Source organism: Streptomyces sp. NPDC046805 (assembly GCF_040645355.1).
In the GTDB taxonomy this organism is placed as follows: domain Bacteria; phylum Actinomycetota; class Actinomycetes; order Streptomycetales; family Streptomycetaceae; genus Streptomyces.
In genome coordinates this window covers 36,838-61,528 of sequence record NZ_JBEYYC010000037.1, presented here as the reverse complement: position 1 = coordinate 61,528, position 24,691 = coordinate 36,838, and the positions used below count along the sequence as shown (strand labels likewise).

21 protein-coding genes and 2 pseudogenes are annotated in these 24,691 nt (G+C 68.9%); 5 read left to right on the top strand and 18 right to left on the bottom strand.

Annotation, left to right across the window (positions count from 1 at the left end; translation table 11 throughout):
* Positions 1–123: 123 nt before the first annotated feature.
* The 13 genes from ABZ910_RS31225 to ABZ910_RS31165 all read right to left on the bottom strand — a co-directional run bounded on the left by ABZ910_RS31225 (position 124) and on the right by ABZ910_RS31165 (position 16,550).
* The gene (locus ABZ910_RS31225) at positions 124–1,050 is read right to left on the bottom strand and encodes an ATP/GTP-binding protein (RefSeq protein WP_361371644.1); all 927 of its coding nucleotides are present in this window, start codon (positions 1,048–1,050) and stop codon (positions 124–126) included.
* Complete coding sequence (locus ABZ910_RS31220; protein ID WP_361371641.1) at positions 1,044–1,625, bottom strand: hypothetical protein; 582 nt, start codon at positions 1,623–1,625, stop codon at positions 1,044–1,046. Before ABZ910_RS31220 ends, ABZ910_RS31225 begins: the two co-directional genes overlap by 7 nt.
* 724 nt (positions 1,626–2,349) lie before the next feature.
* Positions 2,350–2,574, bottom strand: a complete 225-nt coding sequence (locus tag ABZ910_RS31215) for a hypothetical protein (RefSeq protein WP_361371638.1) — start codon at positions 2,572–2,574, stop codon at positions 2,350–2,352.
* Positions 2,575–2,723: 149 nt separating this feature from the next.
* Positions 2,724–3,638 (bottom strand): replication-relaxation family protein, encoded by a 915-nt coding sequence (locus ABZ910_RS31210; RefSeq protein WP_361371635.1) that lies wholly within the window; start codon positions 3,636–3,638, stop codon positions 2,724–2,726.
* Positions 3,635–6,262, bottom strand: coding sequence for an ATP/GTP-binding protein (locus ABZ910_RS31205; RefSeq protein WP_361371632.1), 2,628 nt, complete (start codon positions 6,260–6,262; stop codon positions 3,635–3,637). The genes ABZ910_RS31210 and ABZ910_RS31205 overlap by 4 nt, the downstream gene beginning before the upstream one ends.
* Positions 6,238–7,995, bottom strand: a complete 1,758-nt coding sequence (locus ABZ910_RS31200; protein WP_361371629.1) for a bifunctional lytic transglycosylase/C40 family peptidase — start codon at positions 7,993–7,995, stop codon at positions 6,238–6,240. Before ABZ910_RS31200 ends, ABZ910_RS31205 begins: the two co-directional genes overlap by 25 nt.
* Positions 7,996–8,030: 35 nt before the next feature.
* Complete coding sequence (locus ABZ910_RS31195) at positions 8,031–10,724, bottom strand: hypothetical protein (RefSeq protein WP_361371626.1); 2,694 nt, start codon at positions 10,722–10,724, stop codon at positions 8,031–8,033.
* Position 10,725: 1 nt separating this feature from the next.
* Positions 10,726–11,070, bottom strand: coding sequence for a hypothetical protein (locus tag ABZ910_RS31190; RefSeq protein ID WP_361371623.1), 345 nt, complete (start codon positions 11,068–11,070; stop codon positions 10,726–10,728).
* Positions 11,070–13,760 (bottom strand): ATP-binding protein, encoded by a 2,691-nt coding sequence (locus tag ABZ910_RS31185; protein ID WP_361371620.1) that lies wholly within the window; start codon positions 13,758–13,760, stop codon positions 11,070–11,072. Before ABZ910_RS31185 ends, ABZ910_RS31190 begins: the two co-directional genes overlap by 1 nt.
* A complete protein-coding gene (locus ABZ910_RS31180; protein WP_361371617.1) occupies positions 13,757–14,341 on the bottom strand; it encodes a hypothetical protein in 585 nt (194 codons plus the stop codon). The genes ABZ910_RS31185 and ABZ910_RS31180 overlap by 4 nt, the downstream gene beginning before the upstream one ends.
* The gene (locus ABZ910_RS31175; RefSeq protein WP_361371614.1) at positions 14,338–14,679 is read right to left on the bottom strand and encodes a hypothetical protein; all 342 of its coding nucleotides are present in this window, start codon (positions 14,677–14,679) and stop codon (positions 14,338–14,340) included. Before ABZ910_RS31175 ends, ABZ910_RS31180 begins: the two co-directional genes overlap by 4 nt.
* Complete coding sequence (locus tag ABZ910_RS31170; protein WP_361371611.1) at positions 14,676–15,608, bottom strand: conjugal transfer protein; 933 nt, start codon at positions 15,606–15,608, stop codon at positions 14,676–14,678. Before ABZ910_RS31170 ends, ABZ910_RS31175 begins: the two co-directional genes overlap by 4 nt.
* Before the next feature lie 801 nt (positions 15,609–16,409).
* Positions 16,410–16,550, bottom strand: a complete 141-nt coding sequence (locus tag ABZ910_RS31165) for a hypothetical protein (RefSeq protein ID WP_361371608.1) — start codon at positions 16,548–16,550, stop codon at positions 16,410–16,412.
* 430 nt (positions 16,551–16,980) lie between these two features.
* Here ABZ910_RS31165 and ABZ910_RS31160 point away from each other — a divergent pair.
* Positions 16,981–17,421, top strand: a pseudogene (locus tag ABZ910_RS31160) (transposase); the annotation flags it as partial.
* Positions 17,422–17,698: 277 nt separating this feature from the next.
* Positions 17,699–17,938, top strand: coding sequence for a hypothetical protein (locus ABZ910_RS31155; RefSeq protein WP_361371605.1), 240 nt, complete (start codon positions 17,699–17,701; stop codon positions 17,936–17,938).
* Positions 17,939–18,329: 391 nt separating this feature from the next.
* Here ABZ910_RS31155 and ABZ910_RS31150 read toward each other — a convergent pair.
* The 5 genes and pseudogenes from ABZ910_RS31150 to queC all read right to left on the bottom strand — a co-directional run.
* Positions 18,330–18,497: pseudogene (locus tag ABZ910_RS31150) on the bottom strand (DUF6233 domain-containing protein); the annotation flags it as partial.
* A gap of 345 nt (positions 18,498–18,842) precedes the next feature.
* Positions 18,843–19,616, bottom strand: coding sequence for a GTP cyclohydrolase, FolE2/MptA family (locus ABZ910_RS31145; RefSeq protein ID WP_361371602.1), 774 nt, complete (start codon positions 19,614–19,616; stop codon positions 18,843–18,845).
* A gap of 6 nt (positions 19,617–19,622) precedes the next feature.
* Positions 19,623–19,982: a 6-carboxytetrahydropterin synthase QueD gene (queD, locus tag ABZ910_RS31140; protein ID WP_361371599.1), complete on the bottom strand. Its 360-nt coding sequence runs from the start codon at positions 19,980–19,982 to the stop codon at positions 19,623–19,625.
* Positions 19,982–20,617: a 7-carboxy-7-deazaguanine synthase gene (queE, locus tag ABZ910_RS31135; protein WP_361371596.1), complete on the bottom strand. Its 636-nt coding sequence runs from the start codon at positions 20,615–20,617 to the stop codon at positions 19,982–19,984. The genes queD and queE overlap by 1 nt, the downstream gene beginning before the upstream one ends.
* Positions 20,618–20,619: 2 nt before the next feature.
* Positions 20,620–21,315, bottom strand: a complete 696-nt coding sequence (gene queC, locus ABZ910_RS31130) for a 7-cyano-7-deazaguanine synthase QueC (protein WP_361371593.1) — start codon at positions 21,313–21,315, stop codon at positions 20,620–20,622.
* A gap of 123 nt (positions 21,316–21,438) precedes the next feature.
* On the opposite strand from queC, the gene ABZ910_RS31125 reads away from it, so the two are divergent.
* The 3 genes from ABZ910_RS31125 to dpdA are packed head-to-tail and all read left to right on the top strand — an operon-like array spanning position 21,439 to position 24,682.
* Positions 21,439–22,335, top strand: coding sequence for a hypothetical protein (locus ABZ910_RS31125; RefSeq protein ID WP_361371590.1), 897 nt, complete (start codon positions 21,439–21,441; stop codon positions 22,333–22,335).
* Positions 22,332–23,465: a DGQHR domain-containing protein DpdB gene (dbpB, locus tag ABZ910_RS31120; protein WP_361371587.1), complete on the top strand. Its 1,134-nt coding sequence runs from the start codon at positions 22,332–22,334 to the stop codon at positions 23,463–23,465. The genes ABZ910_RS31125 and dbpB overlap by 4 nt, the downstream gene beginning before the upstream one ends.
* A gap of 29 nt (positions 23,466–23,494) precedes the next feature.
* Positions 23,495–24,682: a tRNA-guanine transglycosylase DpdA gene (gene dpdA, locus ABZ910_RS31115; RefSeq protein ID WP_361371584.1), complete on the top strand. Its 1,188-nt coding sequence runs from the start codon at positions 23,495–23,497 to the stop codon at positions 24,680–24,682.
* Positions 24,683–24,691 lie beyond the last annotated feature (9 nt).

Here is a 24,691-nt window from a genome sequence, read left to right as displayed (position 1 = left end):
ACGGGCCGACACCCGCGGGGGAGTGACCGGTCTGGCCACATGCCCCTGCTGGGGGACCCTGTTCGAGGTCACTGCGTCTACACGTTCTCGGGTCTTGCTCAACGTTCGTTCCTTCCGGCGGCGTTACCTGACGACCTGCACCTCGCCGATCGCCACCTCCATCTGGGACTGCTGGGTCTGGGTGAGCTGGCCGGTCTGGCCGCCTCCGCCGGCAGTGACCCCCCAGTCGATCCCCCACGTCGAGGTCGCGGTCACCTGGTACTTGCCGCCCTGCGCGCCAGCCGACGTCTTGGCGTAGATGTGGCCGCAGGTCGGGGACTCCGACATACCGGCAGAGACCTGGTAGACCGTCCCCGGGCCGTTGCACGTAACCGTTGCACCGTCGCCCATCTGCCACACGATCTTCGAGACCTGCGCCGTGGCAGTGACGGTCACACCACCGGCCGACGCTGACGCAGACTGGGGCCCGTAGGTGGTTGCGCTCTGGTTCACCCACATCCACAGCGGCACGCCCACGGTGTACTTTCCGGCCGTGCGAGGGCTGGCGATGTCCGGGCCGAGCAGCCGCATCTTCTTCACGGCCTCTGCAGCCAGCACCGCCGGGTCCACGCCCGCGCCGCCGTTCGGCGGCTGAGCGAAGAACTGGCTGGTCATGTTTGGGTTGTCCGGGCAGTAGGCGGTATACACGGCGCCGTCCGCCGGACTGTGGCCCTCCCAGCGGGGATCGCCCGCCGGCGGCTGGGGGTTGGCCTTCTGGAAGTAGCAGTTGCGGTCGTTGCCCCAGTAGCCGAAGCCCTTCAGATAGCAGGGTGTTTCCATGTTGCCCACGTTGGAGTCGTAGCACTTGGGCTTGCCGGACCGGCCGTCCGATGCCTGTTTGCCGTCGTCGCCTCTACCTGGTGTGGTGGTGGTGCCATCGGCGACCACACGGCACAATCCCTTCTCATTGCAGACGACCTTGCCGCCACCGGCGGACGCGGTCGTCTCCGCCGACCCTAAGGCGACCAGCGAAGCCAGCACCGCTCCTGTCATGGCGCGCCGTCTCAGCACGTCTTCTCCTTGTCCGCCTTTTCATCGGCGACCAGCCATTGCGAGCTCTGCTTCTGGAGGCGCGCGGTGATGGGGTAGCGCTTGACCTGATGGGGCGGGGCGACACTCTTGCCCGTCTTCTTGTCGACCGACACCCACGTGTTCAGGTCGAAGCACACGGCGAGGGTCGCCTGCGTGCCCGAGGCATCGAGTGTCACGTCGTCCTCGGAGGCTGTGACTTTGGGTTCACCTTTGACGACGATGCCGTTCTGCATGTTGACGAAGACTGTGTCCTTCGTATCCCGCAGCGCAGCGCCGGTGGCGTATTTGGTGATGTCGATCCCGGCGAGCGAGGACTTCGCATAGGCCTTGACCTGTTCGTCGGTCATGCCTTGGTAGGCCGCGATGACGGCCTTACGAGCCTGCGCCTCCTCGTTGGACACGGTCTTGGTGGGCGCTGCACTGCTGGGGGTGGGCGACGGATCGGTTTTGTCCCCGCTGCCAGAGGAACAACCGGCCACCATGGTGATCCCAGCCAGTGCCGCCAGAGCCGAGGCCACCGTGCGCAGATTCCGGATGCGAACGGCAGTGAGCATTAGCCTGTGGTGTTCTTGTGTCACGTTGTCTCCCCGTACGAAGGCGCTGCGTGACGACCACAGCCGCGGCTCTCCGGCGCTGTGGTCCTGTGCACGGCTTGGTCGAGCTGCGGTGATGCGTTTTCGTAGCCGCAAGATTACGCATATGACAGTCAACTTCCCAGCGTGATAGCTGAGTTCATTCGCGCAACTCGACACGTATCCGGTCACTTTCGGAACCGGATGTCGATTTGTAGTTGTGTGTATTCGCTCGTTCCGGCCGCGAACGAAACTACGGACATCGTCAGTCTCCTGCTCGCGAGAACGAGATCCCCACCCGCGGGCTCTCCTGGCGGCCGACCCCCATGGCAAGGGACGCGATCGGGTGCCGCTCGCCATCGATGGTGGCTCCGATTACTCATATTCCTTCGAAAGCCGTACGGGGGCGGCGCCAGCAGGGACGTGCTCGGCGAGGAAGACAGCGACGCGGCCGAGCTGTTCAACTGCGCAGTGAGTGAGGAGCTCCAGCGGGAGTGCTCGGGTGCTCGGGTGTTCGCGTGGGCGGCCTGTTCCAGCGCGGGGACCTGCCGAGGGCGGGCCTGATGAGGCCTCTACCAAACGCTGTGATGTCCCAACTGGCCATTGCCCTGCTTCCTTTCGGTGAGGGATCTGGAGTCGGTCATGGCGCCGACGGGACCGCGCCGGCGGCGTCAACGGGGTGGAGGAGAAGGGGGTCGGACGCGTTTCACTGCTGCCGGACCGGCGGCCTCACGGTGATGACGTCGCCGTCGAGGGTGACGTGCCGTCCGGGGAAGCGGCCGCGCACCGCGCCCAGGTCAGCGGGGTCGAAGTCGCCGATCCCGTGAACCACGCACGCGTCCCCGACGTACGAGACGTCCCGCGTCCGGGTGGGCCGCTCGGCATCTATGACCGTTGCCGTAGCGCGAATCTGACCAGCAGTGTGCGACATGCGGAGCCCCCTAACATCGGTGCACGGCAAGGCGTTTCCGAGGCGTTGCCCCGTTGTGCAGAAGTAAACTAGATGTTCGCGCGAGCAAATCTCAAGGGGTTTGTGGCGCAGTTGCAAGGCTGCGACATTCGGCCCCGGCCAACGGGGCCTCACAGCTCGGTCCACGGCCGCGCACCGCCGCCGGCAAGAGGCACCCAGACGTCAGCGGTGGGACCCCGCTCTTCGAGGTTCTCCAGGATGGCCGCGCCCATCGGCACCTGCCGGGCCAGCGTGCCCACGAGGGGGTGCTCGGCCACCATGGCCTGCAGGTCGTTGATCCGGTTGCCCAGGACGTACCGGGAGGCCCCGGTCAGCACGAACAACACCCTTGGAAACACTGGATACCAGCGCAGCCATACTGCCCCGGGAGCGGCGGGCTGCCGCGAGCGTGGCCGGCCGACGGGCTGTGGCTCGTACGACCACAGTCGCGCGTACTCGATCAGCTTGGAGGCGAGCCGCTCACTTCCCATCGTCGCCCGGTCGATCTCGACGAACGCCCGCAGTTTGGTTCGCTCATCGCCCTCCATGAGGGTGTAGTGCATCACCGCGTCCGTGATGATCCTCTCGCCGTCGCTGAGCGGGTGGGAGACCTCCGGTGTCCAGTCCAGGTGGCCGTGCTCGTCACCACGGCGGCGGGCGTCGGTGACGAACGCGAGGTGGGTGCGGACCACGGTCAGGGTGTGCGGCGTCTTCAGCGAGGCCGCCGTAGCCGAGCTGATTGGGTATGGGGGCCGTCCCCGCAGGGCGGGGAAGTCCTTCGTCAGCCGGGCGCCTTCGCTGGTGAGGTACCAGGCGCGGGACCGGTTGGACTGCGGCAGCACGGTGTAGTCCACCAGGCTGTCGCGGCGCAGCTTGTTCAGCGGCGCGGAGACGGTCTGCCGCGCCGCGTCAGGCCGCAGCAGTGCGTGGAGCTGGTTCGTGGTCGCCATCCGGTGCTGGCCGAGCACGGCCAGGAGCTGATGCGGCAGCGGCTCGACCGGGCTGGGCGTACGGCCGGACGGCACGGTCTCGAAGACGGTGGTCACTTGTATTTCCTCTTCTTCTGTAGGCGGACGGCCGACTGGGCGGCGGGGGTGTGCTGGGCGAGGAAGGCGCTGACGCGGGTGAGCTGGCTCTCGGCCCGGTCGGTGAGCTGACCCAGCGGCGCGGCGCCGGCCGTGGCCCGGGCGGCGCGCTTCAGCGCCCCGGCCCGGCCCGGGCGGGCGTAGTCGGCGAAGACGTCGTCCAGGTGAGGGCCGGTGATCCGGACGGGACCGACGCGACGGCCTTCGACGGTCAGCGACATGTAGTGCTCGAAGCGGTCCAGCGCGGCGACGACATCCGGACTGGGACGGTCGCCCCACTCCGCGGTGATCGGGGAGACCGCAGACTGCGAGCCCGCGGTGGACGCCAGGGTGGAGGCGTTCTGCAGCAGCGACAGCCGCACCGGGATGGGCAGGCGGGCCAGCAGCTGGGTCATGCCGTGGACGTGCACGCGGTATTTGCGGAAGTCCTCGAACATCGCGGCGATCGTCTCCGGGGCTGCGCCGGTGAGGGTGATCAGCTCGTCGAAGTACGGGCGGAACGGCACGCGCCGGCCTTCCGGGGTGTCCCTCCTCGAGCGCACGGCCCGCAGCAGGTCCCGGGCGAGCAGCGCGGTGATCAGCCGGTCGGTGGGCCCGTTCCCACCCGGGCACACCCACACGATCATCCGCGAGTCCATCGCGGCCCGAATGTTGTAGACGCCGGCCGGCTGCCCGAGGAAGGCACGGGTGACGGGGTTCGCGGCCAGGCGGGCGATCGGGTTGAGGACGACGGCAAACGCGTCGGTGGGCAGCGCCGGGAACACCGTCCGCCACCAGGAGCGGGTCTCCTCGTCCAGGCGCCCCTCGACCGCGGTGAGCGCAGTCGTACGGAACACTGGGTCGGTGAGCAGGGACCGCAGGTGAAAGACGGTGGCCTGGTCTTCCGGCTGCCCGGCCTGGCAGGCGGCCTCGTTGACGGCCACCAGCACCGCCAGACAGGCGGTGAGGATAGTGAGCGCACGGGGAGCGGTGGCGTCGTCCCAGCCGAGCACGGACGCGTAGGCGTCGGCGGTCGCTTCGACGACCTCGTGGGCCACCTGGCCTTGGTGCATGCCGATTGGGTTCCAACAACTGACCTGTGGGGCAGGCCCGTTGGCGTTGAGGTCGATGAGTGCGATCCGCTGCATCAGGTGGTCGTGGGCGAGGAACGGCAGGGCACGTGGCCAGGAGTCGCGGTGCGGGTCGACGAACATGATCCCGCCGCCGGCGTGCGCCCAGCCGATCGCCTGGGCGAGGGCGCGTTCGGTCTTGCCGCCGCCCGCCTTGCCCACCCCGACCTCGAACAGTGTCTCCTTGGCGTAGGTGGCGACCAGGCGTCGGCGGCCATCCGGGCCGCGGTAGATCCCCTGCAGCAACAGCTCCGGATTCTCGAACTCGAACGTCGGCAGGTCTGAGGCGAGCAGCGGCAGGCGGCAGTGCGCCGTGGGCGGCTTGAGCAGCCCGGTCAGCTCCTCCAAGCGGACCCAGTTCGCACGGGGCGGTTGGCAGTGCCCCAGGTCCCAGCGGCGTTCGAAGCCGCGCCGGGAGGGCCACCGGTCCGCCCCGAAACGCCACGGGCCCACCCTCCAGCCCCGCATCGCCCACCGGGAGCCACCGCCGAAAACATCGAGCGCGGCCTGGAGTTGAGCCAGCCTCGCCTCGGCGCGGCCCTCGGTGTTCGACGCGCACATCACCAGCAGCTGCACGCGCACGAGGTGGTCGTCCTCGGCCAGCTTGCCCAGCGCCTCCTCCGGGTCCACCCGGCGGGGGACTGGCGGCATGACCAGTCGGCGCCCGCCCCCGCCCTGTTTGCCGGTTACCAGTTGCTGCAGCTGCCAGGTCAGCGAGTCCTCGATGCCGGTGGCGTCCTGTCGCACCCATCGGGTGGCCCGCTGGGCTTCGCGCCGCTCCGCGCGGCGTGCGTTGGCCATCAGCTGCAGACGGCGTGCGCGCAGCGACCACTTGGGGGCGCGCTGGATGTCGAGCCGTATCTCGGCGAGGTCTCCAAGTTCGGCACGGAGGTCCGAGACGGCGTCGATCAGCGGCTGCAACGGGTCGGGGTTCAGCGGGACTTCACGCAGGGGTGCGGTCGGCTTGCCGCGCAGGATGAACTCCGCCCGCACCACGTGGTCACGGGCCTTGTCGATGAGGGGCCGGGCCCGGTTGACGGTGAGGGCCGGACCGAACGGCGTGATGGAGAGCAGGCGTTCTCCGCCGGCGGGGCCTTCGATGCGGTAGCGCAGCGGGCTGGAGCCGTCGGCACGCAGCCTGATCTGCACCGTCTTGGATCGGCGCGGCGCCCACCACGGCATACTCGTCGAGGCCCGGGCGAGCTGCACACCCCGGCGGAAGATCTCTTCCAGGTCGGGGTCGAAGTGCCGCGAGGGGACGAGCTCCAGGGCCATCCGCTCGGCGGAGGCCTTCCGCGCCAGGTGGCGTACGAGCGCCTCGCCCGCGGCCCAGAGGACGACGGCGGCCAGGGCCACCACCCACCAGTAGGTGATCACCCAGCCGACGGCGTGAACGATGGCAGAGACGAGGCCGAGTACCGGGCTGGATGCCGACGCGGACGCCTGGCCGGTCAGGTACGGGGCTGCGGTGTCCACGTGGACGCCCCCTTCTTGGTGATGGTGCGGGTGAAGTGCCAGTCGGTGATGCGCAGGTCGGTGAAGGTGCCGCCGCGGTCGGTGCCGGCCCACACCAAATGGACCACCGCCTTGTTGGGGCTGCCGTCGCGGCGGGCGATCGCGCCCTGGATGCGGAAGCGCGCGGTGGCGAACGCCGGAGCCACCGCCTGGCCCGAGTCGCCGAAGACGGTGGGCCACTTCGCGCGGCCGACTCCGGTGGCGTCGGCGCGCAGCAGAGCGCGACCGGCGGTGAGCAACGCCCGTTCGTCGGCGGTGGGAAGATCGGCCGGCCAAGCTGCCTCCAGGTTCCGCTGGATCGCCAGGTCGCCGGCCGTGCCCTCGCCGTGCGGTGGCAGAGCGGACTCGACGGCCGACGGTGTCGGTGTGGCGGGCGTCGCGGTGGCAGTCGTGCTCGGGGTCGGCTTGCTGTAGGGAGACAAAGCGGCCACCGAGGATGAATCTGTGGTCGCGCGCACGGTCGGCGCCGCCGCCGGTGCTGGTGGGTCCTGACCGTGCGACACGCCCAGCAGAGCGACACCGGCGACGGCGAGGATGGCAGTGTTCAGCAGCAGCAGGCGCGGTGAGCGGGGGTTGGTGGTCATAGCACTCGTACTCCCCCCCGCGTAGCCGGACATCGCGTTGACGGCGTCCAGCCGGACGACGGTGCCTGGGCGGGCGGCGTTGACCATCTGCCCGCTGCCCAGGTAGATCCCGACGTGATAGATCGTGGGATCGCGTCCGGGAGCGGTGGCGTAGAAGACGAGGTCACCCGGCTTGAGTGCGCCCGTGCCGAGGCTGGCCGGGATGCGCTGGCCGACGCCGGCCTGGGAGGCCGCGACGCGTGGCAGGGTGATGCCGGCCTTCGCGTACGCGTACTGGGTCAGCCCGGCGCAGTCGAAGCCCCGGATGCTGGCGCCGCTCTTACCGCTGGGCGAACAGCAGAACCCGTACGACGGGCCCTTGGTGCCGCCCCCACCCCACGAGTACGGCACCCCCCGCTGCGAGAGCGCCGCATCGATGACGGTGCGGGCCTTCCCGGAGACGTTCTTCAGGTCCAGGTCATTAGCGGCCGCTGTGTACTGGTCGATCCAACCCAGCACGTTGGCCACGTACTCGCTCGAGTGGTTGTACTGCAGGATCGCGGCCTTCAACTGCGAACGCTTCGTCAGGTCACGGCCCTTGCCGCACAGGTAGATGGCGGCACCGAGGGCGGCGTCCTCGGCGTTGTGCGGGTCGGCGATTTTGTCGCCGTTGGCGTCCTTGCCGGTCGACTCCCAGGTGGAGGGCATGAACTGGAACGGCCCGACGGCGCGTTCGCCGTTTGCGGTGCCATCCCACTTGCCGCCGTCGGTGTCCGGGAAGACGGTGGTGTTGCCGCCGGCGCCGGAGCCGTTGAGGAGCACCCCGTAGATCTTCGGGCGGATGTCGCCGTTGTCAGCGATGCTGTGGCCGATGGCGTGGTTGGACTCGACCTTGGCGATCCCGGCCAGGATCGGCCAGCGCATGCCCTCGCACTTCGGCACGTACTTCCCGGCCTGTTGGACGGCCTTCTTGTAGGCGGTCAGCATCCGGGGAGGGATGTCCGCGGCGCTGCCGCCCTCGGCGATTCCGCCGTTGTCCTGCTCGCCCGTCTTCAGCGCGACGTAGGCGCTGATCGCGTTCCCGACCGGCGCGGCGCAGCACACGGCAGCGAACATCAGCAGCGCCACCATGCATCCCCACCACCGGACACGGCGTCCCGGCGGCGTCACCCGTCCTCACCGTCCTCGTCCTCCCGCCACCGATCCCGCACCTTGCGCAGGCGGTTGAGCTGGTCAGCGTCGGGCTCGGTCCGCCGCAGCAGCTCCCGCATCCGGTCCCGTGCCTCGTCCCGCGCGTTCCCGCCTCCGGGACGAACCGGCCTGCCGAGATCGGACCGAGGCACTGGGGGTGGGCCCTGCCGAGGCGGGAGCGGTGCCAGCGGCGGAGCTGCGGGACGGTCCGCTGGGGGAGCGGGTCGTGCAGGCGCAGCCGGGCGTGGGGTGGCGGCCGGTGTGGCTGCGGCTGGCAGGCGGCGGTTGGCGAACGGACCGGGACCGCCGCTGTCGTCAGTGTGGTCCCGCAGGACCTGGGCCACGTGTCGCCCCGTGTCGCCCCAGGCTTGGCCGTCCTCGCGGACGGTGTTGCCCCATACCCGTACCTGCTGGCGGGCGTCCTGGGAGTAGCGCGAGCCCCCCGACCGCGCGCGGCGCACATTGGCTGGCAGACCGACGGTCGCCCCGTACGCGGCCCGGCCGCCTCGGTTGAGGATGCGGTAGCCGCGGAAACGGACCAGCCGGTTGTGGGCCCGGGTCGACAGCAGCGTGCGGTCGGTGTTTTGGTCGTGCAGCACCTGGCCGGTGTTGCGGTCGACGATCTGCCCGTCCTCGTGGCGGTACCGGTCGGGCGGGCCTGAGGGCCGACGCGGGCCTACGCCGCCGCCTGAACCGCCGTCCCCGCCGTCCGACGGGCCGCCCGTGTTTGGATCGCCGTCGGCGGTGGGCTTGCGCCACTTGGCCAACTGCTCCCGGTCGGGACGCCGTCCGGTCAGCAGCCAGCCGGCGCCCTGGACGCCGAGCCGTGCGCCCAGCCCGCCCACGGCCGCAGCCGCGGTCAACGGGGCCAGACCACGCCCGGCTTCGGCCGTGGCATCGCCGAGGATCCCACGGGTGTCCACCGGCATGCCCGCTCCGTCGAACAGCGAGGTGAGCGCGCCCATCAGCCGCTGCCGGGTGCCCAGCATCCCGAGCCTGCCGCCACCCCAGCCGGTGAAGGCGCGCAGCCCGCCGCCGTATCCGCCCATCGCGGCCGGGGAGTTCATGGCGAGCGCGGCGCCGAGCTCGGAAGTGTCGCCGGGCATGTGGGTGCCGCCGACCTTGGCGTAGCGCATGCGCATGGCCATGCGCCGGCCGAAGGAGGCGATGCCGGTCAGCAGTCTGCGGTGTCCGGCCGCGCCGGCGATGGCGAGGACGTCGATGAGCAGGATCCGCTCGACCATCAGGTCGGGTCCGTTGGTGATGGTGGCGTCGACGGCGATCCCGAAGAACGGGATGAACGCGCAGATCCCGACGACGGCCAGGACCGAGATGCCCCATATGGACAGCCACTTCCACACGCTCTGACGTGCGGGTCCGGGCAGCATGCCCGCGACGAAGGTGACGCCGCCGACGGCCGCGGCTCCAGCACAGATGCCCTGGGTGCCGAGCAGCACGATCGCGCTGGACAGCAGCATGCCGCAGATGAACAGCGCGGCGATCAGCAGCAGGAAGGCTCCGCCGACCCGCCACCAGGTGGGCTTCTCGGCGTAGGCGGCGCACGACGTGCCGACCGGGCCGGCCTTCTTCATGTCGGCGAGGAACGCGGCGAACGCCTGGTCCTCGTCGGTGACGACCGCGTTGGAGGCGTCGAGGAGCTCGCCGCCGGGTGTGAGCGCCGGGAGATCGTTGCTCGTGCCGCTCGGCGCCCCGTCGACGCCGCGCTGGCAGAACTCCTTGGCCGGCCCATGGACCAGGCTGCAGGCGCCCTTCGCCTTGTCCGTGGGGGTCGAGCTGGGCATATACCCGCCGGTGATCCACTTCAGGTGGACGGCATAGGCCTTGCGGTCGGAGTCCTTGGCGGGGTCGAGGATGCGCCCGTACTGAAGGAGCATGTACGGCTTGACGATCAGGGCGTTGGTGAGGGAGTCCTGGATCGGGCGCGCCACCTCGGCCGCGGAGACGGGCCCCTCACCTTCCCGCTCCTCGCACTTGAGTTCGGCGTTGCCGGCCACGCCGTCGCACGGCCCCTTGCTGGCGATCTTGCCGCCCCAGTCGTAGGAGTTGACGCTCTGCCGGGCGACCTCGGCAGCCACCTGCTGGGACTGCCCCAGCGGACCGTCCGGGCCGAGCAGGGTGTCGGGCCGGATGAGAGCCGAGGCGGCGATCGCTCCGATGAGCAGGGTGAGGAAGATTTCGCCCAGACCGCGGCCGACCCGGCCACGCACGATCATGAAACCGGCGAACACGAACGCCCAGGCGAGCAAGAGCCCCTTGATCCCGAGCGTGTCGACGACCACCGTGTCGTAGGTGTCGGCGACCTTTTGTGCCGGGCGGGTGAGGAGCTTCAGCAGCGGGAACCGGAAGGCCACCTCGATCGCCCACCCGGCCAGCCCGACCAGCAGCCGGATCAGCGTGAACAGCCCGGACAGGGCGAAGGCCAGGGTCTGGCTCTTGAAGGCGACGATGGAGCCGCCCTCGGCGTTCAGGTCGTACCCGTCGATCGGCACACCCTCGGACGAGTAGATGTTCAGCGGGGCGAGCAGGTCTCCGGTCTCGCTGTTGCTGCCAGCCGCGTAGACGACCTGCGTGTTCACCAGGAGGAACACGCCGGTGAGCAGTACGACGAAGCCGGCTGAACGCAGTCTCGCGCGGTCTGGACGGGACACGTCAGCGCCGCCTTTGCCCAGCGGCGCTGCGCAGCCGCCACACCACGAGAGCACCCACACCTGCACCGGCAGGCAGCAGCCTCCAGGCCCCGTCGGCCATCTCATGCTGGCCGGAGGCGGAGCTCGCGGCGTCGCGCTCGCAGTACGCCTTGGCCGGGCCCACGATCAGCGCGCAGGGATCCCGGTGGGCGGTGTCGGCGGCGAAGGCCCGTCCGGTGTGCGGCCAGCACGCGTCCGGCACGCCCGCCCCCAAGGCGAGCACGACCGCGGCAACCACGAAGGCGATCACGGTGAGGACGCTCGCGGCGGCGAGGCGCCGCGAGCGGTCCCAGGAAGAAGTAGTCATCAGAGGGTTTCCTTCGGACGGGTCTGTGCGGCTTCACCGGCGAGCGGCTCCGGCACGGAGGGGGAGACGGCGCTCGTGCGGCGTCCTGGCGTGGTGGTGATGGAGGTGGTGATGCGCGGGATTCGGGGGATGACGGCCTTGATGCGGCCGGTGTTCTGCCGCGGGCAGGTGAGTAGGAACTCGCCCTCCCGGCCCTTTTGGCCGACGGGGGACAGGCCGGTGGTCACCAGCCGCAGCAGTTCGCCGTCGTTCGGGTCGAGGCCGACGAACTCCAGGCCGCGGCGGGCGCGTTCGCGGTCGGCGGTGCGGGCGAGTGCGCGGTAGGCCATCAGTCCTCGGTCGGGGCCGAGTTCCTCGGCGTCGTGCGAACCGGCCAGGAGCCCGGCGCCGTGCTTGCGGCCGTCGTGGAGGATCTCGTGGACCAGGGCCGTGCCTTCGGCGGACGAGGTGAGCCAGTACAGCTCGTCCAGGACCACGGCGGTGAACCGCTCGGGGTCCTCGAACGCGGTCTGCCGGGCGATCGCGGCGATCAGGTAGAGCACCGCACGCCCGATCAGTGCCTCCAGCGGCTGCTGGTGCAGGATCTCCGGCTTGTCGAACGCGGCCTTCGGCGGCAGCTTCAGCCCTGTCGTGGTGATCACGATCATGTCGGAGGCGCTGGAGGCGTCCAGTCGCACCGGCGGCAGCGTCGGGTTGAAGACCATCGCCGCCAGCGAGTTGGTGGCGACGACGCGGATGAGGCCGGCGAGGGTAGCGGCCGCGTCCTGCCGCTTGCCCGCCTCGCTCGTGGCCATCTCCTCGAGGACTGCAACGACACGGTGCATGGACGGCTGCGTGCTGGCGGCGACCTGCTCGACTGCGTGATGCAGGACCTCACCACTGGTGCTCATCGGGCCGATGCCGAGCTGCAAGGTGAGGTAGGACAGGGCGTAGTGGCGGCCCTCCGGGCCGTCGAACATGCGCAGCGGGTCGATGGACACTTCGGCTTGGGCGGCGTCGATGATCTGGACGCGCCCCTTGGCTGCGGTGCGGGCGAAGGTGGCCCACTCGCGTACGGGGGTGCGGTCGATGCAGATTGCGCAGCCGCCGCGCGCCCACACCGCCTCCGCGATCAGCTTCTGCAGGACGCTCTTGCCCGCGCCGAGGTCCCCGACGATGCCCATCGAGGCGGACGCATCGACCTTGGGCGCATCCGCCACGTTGATCATGACGGGGCGGGTGGTGCCGCAGTCCAGGTCGATACCGAGGAACATGCCGCCTGGGTCGCCGACCTCCGCAGCGGTGAACGCCCCGGACAGCGCCCAGTCTTCGGAAACCTGGTGCTGGGTGAACTCCCGCACGACACCCGGCCTTACGGTGCCGGGCAGGCCGAGCGTGAACAGGGCCTCCTGCAGGCCGGCCGGGCGCACGGCCCGGTAGTCGGCGCCGCCGAGCAGCGCGGCCAGGGCGCGGGCCCGGGCGTCGCAGACGGCGGCGGTCGGACCCCACACCGTCAGCACCGTGACCGACTGCACCTCGACCTCGACCGACGTGCGGGACAGACGGGCGTCGAGCTCGCCCAGGTCGCGGGCGGCCTCGGTCAAGGAGGCGGGCATGCCGGTGGGGCGGGCGTCGTACTGGTCGGCCTGGTCGATCAGTTCGTTCTTCTTGCGGCGCACCTGGTCGCGGGCCTTCTCCGCGGGCACGAGCGTGAGGTCGACGGTGTAGTCGACGGGAAAGTCGAGCATCTCCAGCTGGGCGAACAGGTCGGCGGCGTCCTGGCCGACCGCGGGCGGGCACTCGGCCAGCGCCAACTGCGCCTGGTAGCCCACCCCGTTGTCGGACTCGACCTGCAGCCAGCGCCGCCCGAGCGGCGAGCCGGTGTTCAGCCGCCACCAGGTCGTGCGGCCCGACCGGGTGATCCGGCCGGCGCTCTTGAGCTCGTCGACGTCGTCGAGGTCGGGGTCGATGCCGCCTTCCTGCAGGCGGACCTGGCCGAGGTCGGCGTAGCTGGGGGAGCGCAGGACCCCGTCACGGAGCTGCCCGCCGTACATCTCACTGGTCTCGGCCTCGGCCAGCAGCGGCTCCGCGAGGCCGCGGTGGAGGGCGTGCTGGATCATCCACACGATCTCCGCCGGGCGGGCCGGGCGGAAAGCGATGCCACCGGCGAGCGCGGCCTGAACCCGCGAGGCCTGCTCGCGATACGCGCTCACCTCGCGCCGTGCCACCGGCGCCGGGCGCATGCCCAGCATCGGCGCGACCTCGGCCCACGCCGCGCCGAGCGACGCCGACACCTGCAGGCTGCCCGTTTCGGTCTGCAGGGGCACGGCCAGCCACAGGGTGCGGCGGTGCATCTCCTGGTCGTCCAGCAGATCCAGCGTGGCCTCGACGTTCTCCACCCACGGGTGCCGGCCCGCACCGGGTGCTTGCTCGGCTGGCTCGATGCCCTCGATCATGCGCAGGGCGATCTCGCCCGGGTCGACCTGGGCGCACATGCCGTACAGGCGCGGGGCCCCGGACAGGGAGCGCACCAAGTGGGTGATCTGTGCCAGTTGTTCGTCGCGGACGGCGGCGGGCACGTAGGTGCCCTGGACGGTCTCCTCGCGGCGTCCCTGCGCGTCCGGGCCGGGGTGCAGGCGGTAGATCGCCCACACACTGCCCTGCGTCGACCACACCAGGTGCCCGGCGATGTGACGGATCGCAACCCTCATCGCGCACCCCCTTGCTGGGCGAGCGCGAGCAGCTGCTGCACACCCGACACCGGCCCCGCTGCCACGGCGGGAGTAGCTGGCTGTGTGCGGCGGGGTGCGGACGAGCGGTCTGCGGCCGGGCGCGGGCTCGGGTGCGGCGCCCGGGCTGGACGCCGCTGAACCGCAGGGGAGGGTGCGGTCTGCGCTGCGGGGCCGGGCGCGGGCGTGTCCTCGATGGTGAAGCCGCCGAGCAGCGGGTGGGGAGCGCGGTCGCGGGCGGCCCGCCCGCCGATCCGCCCGCCTCGGGGCTGCCAGCCGAGCAGCACCCAGCCCAAAGCGGCCTGCATCGGCGCGCGGCCCCGGATCTTCGGCCGGCGCGCCATCCAGATGACCAGGACCCACCCGATCAGGGGGACCGGCCCCATCCACGACCACCAGCCGATGGTCTTGGCCAGAAGGAAGCCGCCGCCGACCGCGACCGCGATCTGCGCGGGCGTGTACGGGCCGAGCGGGATCTTCCAGTCGGCGACCTTGCCCAGCACCCAGGGATGGCGTCGGGCGGCGGTGTAGAAGCGGCCCACCCGCGCGGCGGCCGCGGTCACAGCCAGCCTCCGACACCCGGCGCGTGGTCACCAGAGGCCGGGAGTTCGGACCGGACGACCCCAGGAACGGCGGGCGCACCCTTGGACGGGTTCTTCACCTCGTCGGTGAACATGTTCGCCAGGTCGTTGCGCGAGTTGTACAACCCGAGCGCGATCACCATCAGCAGCAGGGCACCGATCCCCGCCTTGAGGCTGAACTTCTGGACCATGATGACGACGACGAGGCAGATCAGACCGGCCTGCAGGCCCTTGGTCGCCCAGTCCTTGAACATGTTGATCCACGAGTTGCCGAGGTCGTCCAGCTGCCCGGCGAGCACCAGCCCGTGCACGGTGTTCATCGGGCACCTCCGTTTCGGGCAGTCCCGGACTCCAGCGCGGCGACTTCCCACCGGCCCGAGCGGGCCTTGAGCGTGAGCTCGTAGGCGAGCGGCCACCGGCCGGCGGTGTCGCGGGCTTCCACCGAGGCGAGGACCCGCACCTTCGTGCCGTCGGCCGGGACGCGTTCGGCGGCCGCGGCATCCTCGACGGCGGACACCTGCTGGACGGCGACCGCTGTGTACGGGGCGGGGGAGACCGGAGCCAGCGTGACGCCAGGCGAGAGGTAGCGGTCGACCTCTCCGGCACCAGCCAGGTAGGAGGCGAGGAACTCCCCGACAGCGGAGGACAGATCACCGTCGGGGACGGTCACCCGGTACGGCGACCTCGCCACCTCGGCACGGGCCGGACCGGCCACCACGCCGGGCGCACCGGTCACCGAGAACGAGGCGCCATCGCGGGCGGCGGCCACCGGCACCGTGTAGTACCGCAACCGCCCGTCCGCGTACTGCGCAGCCACCGTCACCGACCACGCACCGCCGTCACGCTGCGCGCTGCGCACCGCCGTCACGGACTTGGGCGCCGACTGCGCATCGGAGGCCGTCTCGGGCAGGTCGACACCCGGCGCCATCGACTGCACAAGACGCGCCTGCGCACTCGTGGAGTCGTCGGCGCTGCTGCGCAGCCACGCGCCGATGAACAGCTGCGCATAGCCCGCCGGGTCGGCCGCGGCGGCTGCGGTGCGCACGGCCGTGGGCTTGGCCCCGGGGGCGGCCGCAACCGTGGTCGGGCCGGACATCACTGCAACGCCCAGGGCGACGGGCCCGGCCGCGATCGCGGTGAACAAGGCCAGACGCGACAGGCGCACGCGCCGGCGCATCTTCTCCAGCCGGGCGCCCGCGGCCATCGAACCAGCGGCCTCGCTCTCCAAGGCCTGCTTGCCAGGAGGCATGGTCAAACTCCCAGGTCAGAACGTGTACTTGCTGACCTTGAGAAAACCCGCAGGCCCCGACCCGACCACCGACCATGAAGGCCCGACCACGGTCACGATGGGGACACAAAACCCGTGGTCGGGCTCATGGTCGGGCCGACCACAGCCCCGACCACGCATCGGACACAGGGGCACGCCTGAGCCGACGGCCGGGACGGGGAATTGGTGCCCGAGCCAGCCAGGGCCGGCACAGACGACAAGCCGCCGACGGATCCGGGGCGCCCCCACCAGGAGGCAGCCGTGGCGGACCGGTTGGGCACGCTCTGCCGGGTGCGCAAACCCAGAGCCGACGGCGCCTACCCCTATGCGCAGTCGACTGCACATGCCGGCTGCGCAGGACGCCGGCGTCGTTGCGCAACCGCCTGCGCAATGAGCGCCGCCGTCGCTGAGCAACCGCGACTGCGCAACCTTCCCGAGCCCGGAGAAGTCCCGTGGTCGGCCCGACCATGAGCCCGACCACGCCAGCCCAGTACGCACGTTGCCGGATCGTGACCCGTGGTCGGGGACTGTGGCCGTCGGCCTGGTCGGGGGCGCCGGGTCAGCTGACGGGCATGGATCTCGCGCACGTCACCTCACTCCACGGCCCCGGCCACCGCACTCCCGCTCCAGGGCATCGGCGGCCGCACGCACACGGCGCGCGAGGGCCCTTCGCGTTACGGGAAAGACTCAGGTCACAGCCGCAAACCCAGTCCACCGCAACCAAGCCGTCCACAACTGGTCCACGGCCTGGCGGTGACAACCGCGCCAGGCCGGGCCGGGAGCTCAGAGCAAGAACCAGTAGTTGCCTCCAGCGACACCCACGGCAACAGCCAGGAGGGTGAGGAAGGCCGGCGAGACCGACACGGACATGGACAAGTTGAAGTGCTTGCCGACGGTCACGCGCACATATCGGGGCGTGCTCACGGGATGGACTCCGGGGTTGACCGGGCCATCCTGGCTCCCGTTGACAGACATGTCATGCTGGTGGTTCATGGGTAACCCCCTTCGTGGTGGGGCGTCGCCGCTCTCGCGGCCTAGGAACCTGATGACGGCGACGCTCCCGCCCACCCCTACTGCCTGTGCAGAAGAGGACATAAAAAGGGCTCCACCTTGGCAAGCCATGGTGGAGCCCCTTAACGCTACTGAGACGGTAGCGAGTTACCGATTGGTAGGTCAACTAGCCTTTTGGCGGGACAATTGGCGCCCTCTAAACGGCGAGACCGCTTCGTCTCGGGCGCCGGATGGCTTCGACCAGCCTCCTGGCGTGCCGTCCGGGCCCTGTAGCTCGCACGTGCTTTTGTCCACACAGCATCTGCCCCTTGGTGCGCTGTGCCGGTCGTAGCGACGATGCGGACGTCGAAATCCGGGGGCCCAGTTGAGAATCACGGACGCGGATGGCATGCGGATCACCTGCTTTGCCACCAATACCCCGGGCCGTCCGATCGCCGAGCTCGAGCTCCGTCACCGGCTGCGGGCCCGCGCGGAGGACCGGATCCGGGCCGCCCGGGCGACGGGCCTACGGAACCTGCCCCTGCACGACACTGTCCAGAACCAGGTCTGGCTGGAGATCGTCCAGATAGCACTCGATCTGCTGGCCTGGATGCCCATGCTCGCCCTGATCGGCCAGGCAAGGCTCTGGGAACCGCGTCGCCTGCGGTTCCGCCTGTTCTCCGCAGCCGGCTAGCTGGTCACCACCGGCCGCCGCCGGATCCTCCGCCTTGCCCGTCACTGGCCCTGGACCGGTGAGATCACCACCGCCCTCGAACGACTCGCACTCCTACCCAACCCAGGCTGACCAGCTGCTTCACCTGTCCTCACGAGAGAACGGTCCAGCCCGGAGCAGTGGAACCCGGCGTCCACCCGAGACGACACCCGGACCCTCAGCCTGCCCGACCCCGGCCACCGGCAACGAAAAGGGCCGTCGACTCTGTCGACGGCCCGTCAAGAAAGATCGAGGCTAGCCACGCGCCGCGATGGCCGGCCTGGAGTGTGGGCCGGGGCATCGCGGGCTCAGGACCACTGACGTGTGCGCACTGCTACCGTCAGTGTTCACTTCGCTGGCAGGAGTTCTCATGCCCACAGGCCCAAAGCACCAGCGCTTCGTCTTCGTCGAGTTCAACGAAGACGGGCAGGAGAGCGGCTATTGCGAGGATTGCCGTTGCATGATCGGCGAAGACCATGACGACGATGGAGGCAGCGAGTCGATAAGCGTGCATGACGCGGCGGACATCTGGCTGTCGAAGGGGATGGACGAGGACTACACGTTCGGCTACAGCGAATCTGAGTTGAGGCGCGCCGCCGGTCTCAGTTGACCTACGACTCGCTGCGCCGGCCTTCGGTCCCCCCACTGGCCTGCGTGCCGCTCCCATGCGGGCAGTCACCTGAGAACACTGCTTCGAGGCGAAGCCCCGTCCTCAATCACGGTGAGGATGTGCCTTCGTCATGTTTCTGATGAAATTAGCAATATGCCCGCCTCCAACGCGCGGTGGCGTGCGGCCCGGTGCTTAGAAGAGAGTGATCTTCTTGTGGGTGATCAAGCCTGTGGCCTGCGGTGGAGCGGGATGAGGGCCGTGTAGGCCAGTCAACGTCACCGCGTATTCACCGGAAGCGACCATTCCGCCGTCCCTGGGGTGTCTGATGTGGGAGCGCGGACGGCCGGATGGCTCGCGGGCGACGCACCCGTCAGGGGAAGCCGGGTTCCGTCTAGTCCTGCGTGATCCCGAGGGCGTTGTCTGGTCGGCAGTGTTCGCAGGAGCGGTGGAAGCCGCTGTCTTTGACGAGTGCGTGCTGGGCCGTGGTGGCGTCGAGGGCGGCGGCTGGGTGGTCGATCTTGGCGCAGTCGGCGACATGGATTGTCGCTCCCGTAGGTGGGCCGGCGCGGCACCCCGCTCACTGACGTAGCCGTCGGTCGCCCGCACTCGCCGCTCGCTCGTCGATACGGACTGCGAGCGACCCATGGCGGGTGGGCCCACTCGACCACGACGCCTGAAGCCTGTTTGCCGAAGAGGCAGGGCATCAAGGCTTCGATGCGTTCGCCAACTCTCGCCTGAGCTTCACACACGAACGCGCCGTCTGTGGTGAGCAACGCCGGATCGGGTGGTGTTAAGGGAGGTATTCCCAAAGTGGTGCTGCCTATATTTCGCTCGCATCGGGTGGAGCTCCCCGGCCCGCCCAAACCTGCAGCAGACCCAGCAGCCTTTCCTGGCCTGTTGTTACTCAGGGGGTGTAAATCAGGGTGGCGACGGCGTCGTGGCTGTGGATGCTTTCCAGGTTTTTCGCCCTGACTGTATGGTTAAGTCCCTTTTCTCGACAGGCAAGGCTTATGTCGCGGATGGTGTCTTCGACGAAAGCGGGGTGGTCATAGGCTTGCATGGTGACGACGCGCTCGTCGGGTCGCTTGATCAGGGGGATGACGGGAGCAGATCCGGCGGCACGCAGCAGGGCGACCATTTCGTGGACCGGCAGCGGGTAGGGGGCGTCGGCGGTGCCGGCGACCTGCAAGGTGATCTCACTGCGCTGGTTGTGGGCGCCGTAGTCGGAGATGGCCTTGGAACAGGGGCACAGGGTGGTGACGTCGGTGGTCACTGCGGTGGTGACGGTGCACCCGTCTCCAGCAATGCGGCCGGTGACGATGACGTCATGGGTCTGCCAGGAGGTCTGGCCGCTGGCAGGCGCGGTCTCGGACGTGGCGATGGGCAGCGCCAACGTCAGGGTCAAAGAGGGGGCGTCCAGCAAGGTGAGGCCTCGCTTGAGGGCGATGGGCAATTCCTGCGGAGTGAGCGTGGCGACCTCTTCATGGATGAGGGCGATCATGCGGCTCATATGGGTGCCGCGTCGCTGCGCCTGCAGGCCGACAGTGACGCTGATGTCGGCGATGCCTTGCTGGCGGGTGTGGCCGTCGTCGAAGGTGAGGGGGTAGCGCAGGTTGCTGATCCCGACCTCGTCGATGGCAATGCCGCGATGGTCGATCTCGTTTTGGATGTCGTGCATGGCCTTTTACTCGCCGCCTCGGTAGGTGCAGCCGGAGGTGCAGGTTTCGCGCACGGTGATCGCGGACAATTCGGAGAGTTCGTTGATCATCCGGTCCCAGATCCAGCGGGCCAGGTTCTCGCTGGTGGGGTTTTCAAGGCCTTCGATGTCGTTCAGGTAGTAATGGTCCAGTTGGGCATCAATGGGCTTAAAGGCCCGCTTGATGTCGCCGAAGTCCATCACCCAGCCCGCCTCTGTGTCGACGGGTGCTTCGACGTGGACCGTGACCTTGTAGGAGTGGCCGTGCAGGCGGGCGCACTTGTGGCCTTCGGGCACGCGCGGGAGGCGGTGGGCTGCTTCGAAGGTGAACTCGCGGAAGATTTCCATTACTGAATTCCCAGATACTTGTGCGTCTGGAGGGAGAGCGTCCAGCGCGGGTTCTTCATGCAGTACTCGACGGTGGCGCGGGTGTGGGCCTCGCGGTCGGCGTCATCCAGCGGTTGCAGGCGGAAGTGGCGAAAGTCGAGGTGTTCGAACTGGGCGGGGTCGCCGCCGGCCTGGGGGTAGACCAGTTTGAGTTCGTCGCCGCTGGTGAGGACGAGCGTGGAGCCGATCTTCGGGCTCACGCACAGCCAGTCGATACCGCGGGGAGCCGGCCGGGTGCCGTTGGTTTCCACCGCGATGTCGAAGCCGCGGCCGTGCAGGGCCTCGATGGCGGCCTCGTCCAACTGCAGCAGGGGTTCTCCGCCGGTGCACACCACGAACCGGTGCGCTTGGTCGGTGGTGGGCCAGGCGGCCTCGACGGCGTCCGCCAACTCCTCGGCGGTGCGAAAGCGGCCGCCGCCTTCGCCGTCGGTGCCCACGAAATCGGTGTCGCAGAACTGGCAGATCGCGCGGGCGCGATCTTGTTCCCGGCCGGTCCACAGGTTGCAGCGGGAAAACCGGCAAAACACCGCCGGGCGGCCGGCGTGGCCGCCTTCGCCCTGCAGCGTGTAGAAGATTTCCTTGATCAGGTAGGTCATGCTCAGGCGCTCTGGTACTGGACCGGGTCCTTCACGCCGGCTTCGGCGAAGCCTTTCAGGCGCAGCAGGCAGGTGTCGCACTTGCCGCAGGCCCGGCCCCGCTCGTCAGGGTCGTAGCAGGAGGAGGTCAGGGAGTAGTCCACGCCCAGGCGCAGGCCCGCGCGGACGATGTCGGCCTTGGACAGCGCGATCAGGGGGGAGTGCAGCGTGATCTTGGAGGTGCCTTCGGCGCCGGCCTTGGTCGCCAGGTTGGCCATGGTGGCAAACGCCTCCATGTACTCGGGGCGGCAGTCGGGGTAGCCGCTGTAGTCCACGGCTGTGACCCCGGTGAAGATGTCGCTGGCGCCGACGGTCTCGGCAAACGCCAACGCGAACGACAAAAAGATCGTGTTGCGGGCCGGCACGTAGGTGATCGGCACCCCCGCATCCTCCACGTCCGCGAGCGACTCGTGCTTGGGCACCTCGATGTCGGCCGTCAGAGCAGAGCCGCCGAAGACCCGCAGATCGATGTCGGCGATGACGTGCCGGGCCACCCCCTGGGCCTCGGCCACGCGCTGGGCCGCCTCCAACTCGATGGAGTGCCGCTGACCGTAGCGGAAGCTGAGCGCGTAGGGAGTGAATCCCTGGTCCTTGGCGATGGCCAGCACCGTGGTCGAGTCCAGGCCGCCGCTCAGCAACACGATCGCGGGACGGTCCATGCTGTCACTCCCTTATCTGAAGTCCAGTTGCCTCCGTTGAGGCAGTGGCAGCCTACCGTCTTAACTACCGGCTACAGTAACCACAATCAGAAACGAGTTACGGAAGCCAGAGGTCGAACCGCAGTGAACGAGTTGCCCATCGTGGTCACGTGCACGGACCGGAAGACCTCACCCCCCGAGGCCACCCTGCAAGCCCGCGCCCTGCCCGCAACGGACCTCGCCGAGCGGGCCGCGGAATGGGCCCGCCGCCTTCACGCCGCGCCAGGGCCGCGCATCGCGCTGGAGGACCTCTATCAGGGGGACCAGTGGCGGCGCGCGCAAGTCCTCACAAAAGCCGCATCTCGGGCTGGTTTTGTTCCCCGCCTCTATGTGGCCTCGGCCGGTCTGGGCCTGCGACCAGTCTCCAGTCTCGCCCCCTCGTATGCAGCGACTTTTCTGCCCCGACACGCAGATTCCGTGGCTTCCTCCAGCGCGCAGGCCACCGCCTGGTGGGATCATCTGCAACGCATGGACGAGGCCCATCCGTTGCCCCGGATCGCAGCCACCGCCGGCCGGGCGCTGGTGGTGCTGTCCGAGACCTATGCAGGGGCCATGCACCGCGACCTTGCCGTGCTGGCGGCCACGGGAGTCGAGGTGGTGCTGATCGGGGGAGCCTGCGATCTGGACGGCATCGTGCGCGTGCCAGCCAACGCCGCCCTGCGGCACGCCCTGGGCGGCACCCGCACCAGCTTGAACGTCCGCATGGCGGCCTCCTGGCTCGAGCACTGCACGCCCGGCCACCTCATCACCCCCCGCGCACAGGAGCGTTGGAAAGACTGGGCCGACCAGGTCGCCCGCCCCGAACGCTACGAGCGCCGGCCGATGACGGACGAAGCCGTGATCGACTTCATCGAACAGTCGAAGGGCAGCCACCCCAGCTACTCCCGCACCCGCCTGCTGCGCCTGCTGCGCGACCAGGGAATGGCCTGTGAACAAAAGCGCTTCGCGGACCTGTACACAGCGACGATTGGCCCTCGATGACCTCCCTCGTGCTTAAGCGCCGGGCCCTGCGGATCGAGCAGCACCCCACGATCCCCCTGTACGTGTTCACCCTGGCGGCAGAAGAGGTAAGCCAAGTCGCCGACGTGGCACGCATCTCGAGGGACGAGGCCGGCAAACTGATCGGCTACCAACGCCCCGAGAAGAAGCAGCACGTGAAACAGATCCTCGAGTACCTCGACGGCGAGGAGGTCCTGTTTCCCAACGGGCTGATCATGGCGCTGCCCTCGAGCGTACGGTTCAAGTCCAGCCCAGGCCCCGGCAGCAGCGATGGCCTATGCACCTCGGGCACGCTGGAGATCCCCCTGCCCGACGCCCCCGACGCCCCCCGGCCCGCCTGGATCGTCGACGGCCAGCAGCGCAGCCTCGCCCTGGCCCGCACCCGCAACACCCGCCTGGCCGTGACCATCGCTGGCTTCGTCGCCGAAGACCTGGAAACCCAACGCGACCAGTTCCTGCGCGTGAACACGGTCTCCCCGCTTCCCACCAACCTGGTCACCGAACTCCTCCCGGAAGTCGGCACCCTGCTGCCGACCAAGCTCTCTGCCCGCAAACTCCCCGCCGTCCTGGTCGAAGCCCTCAACCACGACAAAGACTCACCCTTTCGAGGCCTGGTGCGCCGCCCGTCCACCACGACCGAGCAGAAAACGGACGCCGTCGTCACGGACAACAGCCTCACCACGGCCATCCAGGAATCCCTCAACTCCCCGTCAGGCGCCTTCTTTCCCTACAAGAATCTGTCCAACGGCACGGTCGACACGGCCACCATCCGCCAGATCCTCGTCGTCTACTGGACCGCGGTGCGCGACACCTTCCCCGACGCATGGGGGCTGCCGCCGACCCGGTCACGGCTGATGCACGGCGTCGGCATCCGCTCCATGGGACGCCTGATGGACCGCGTCATGATGGCCATCGACCCCACCTCACCTCATGCCGTGGAGCTGGCGCGGGCCGAACTCGCCCTGATCGCCCCGCACTGCCGCTGGACCCAGGGACGCTGGCCCGACCTGAACACCCCCTGGAACGAACTCCAGAACAACCCCCGCCACATCAGCACCCTGTCGAACTACCTCCTCCGTATCTATGTGCAGGAAAAGGCAAAAGCCGCGTGAAATTCTATTTCCCTGACAGTCAGGACCTGGTGAGCCCCACCTACGACTTCATCAACGACGAGTACTCGCCCTACCGAGTCCGTCAGCGCGATGACGTCTACGCCCACCAGGCCGTGACGCCGATTCCCTACGACGGGATCCTCGTCAGCAAAGCGGTTGTCGACGGATCCATGAAGGGCGCAGGGAAATATTCCGCCCCGCAGCGTGAGCGCCTCTACCGCCTGGGCGTAAGGAACTTCTTCCGCCTCCCTGACGCATGCTCCACCATCGGCGACTGCGGCGCCTTCAACTACATCGACGAAGAACGCCCACCGTATGAGGTAGACGAAGTCCTCGATTTCTATGTGCGCTGCGAATTCGACGCCGGCATAAGCATCGACCACATCATCTTCGGCTACATCCCCGATGAATCCGATACCGAACCCGAACCTGCGTGGATCAACCGCCAGCAGATCTCCCTCGAACTGGCCGAAGACTTCCTAGGCGCCACCACCAAACAAGGCGCCCGGTTCGAACCCGTCGGCGCCGCCCAGGGATGGGGACCCCAAAGCTACGCCCACAGCGTCGCCCAACTGCAGAAAATGGGATATCGACGCATCGCCCTGGGCGGCATGGTCCCCCTCAAGTCCCACGAGATCCTGGCCTGCCTGCGCGCCATCGACGAAGTCCGCAACCCGGAAACCGGACTGCACCTGCTCGGTATCAACCGAGTCGACAGCATGGAACAGTTCGCCCGCCACGGAGTGACCAGCTTCGACAGCACCTCCGCCTTCCGCCAGGCCTTCATGGACGACCGCAACAACTACCACACCGCCACCGACGCCTATACCGCCATCCGCGTCCCTCAAGTCGACGGCAACCCCGCCCTCAAGCGGCTCATCCTCTCCGGCAGCGTCTCCCAAGCCGAAGCCATCATCGCCGAACGAGACTGCCTGCGCGCCCTCCGCGCCTACGACCGAAAAGAGACAGCACTCGAAGACGTCATGAGTGCCCTCGCCACCTACGAAGCCCTCGTACTCGGCCCGAAAAAGAAAAGCTACCTCGAGTACTACGAACGCACCCTGGCCGACGCACCCTGGCGCACCTGCCCTTGCGCCCTGTGTAAGAAGCACGGCATCGAAATCGCCATATTCCGCGGCAGTGAACGCAACAAGCGCCGCGGATTCCACAATCTCACCGTGCTCGAGGCGAAGATGAGACAACTCACCTTCGGATAAACTTCCACA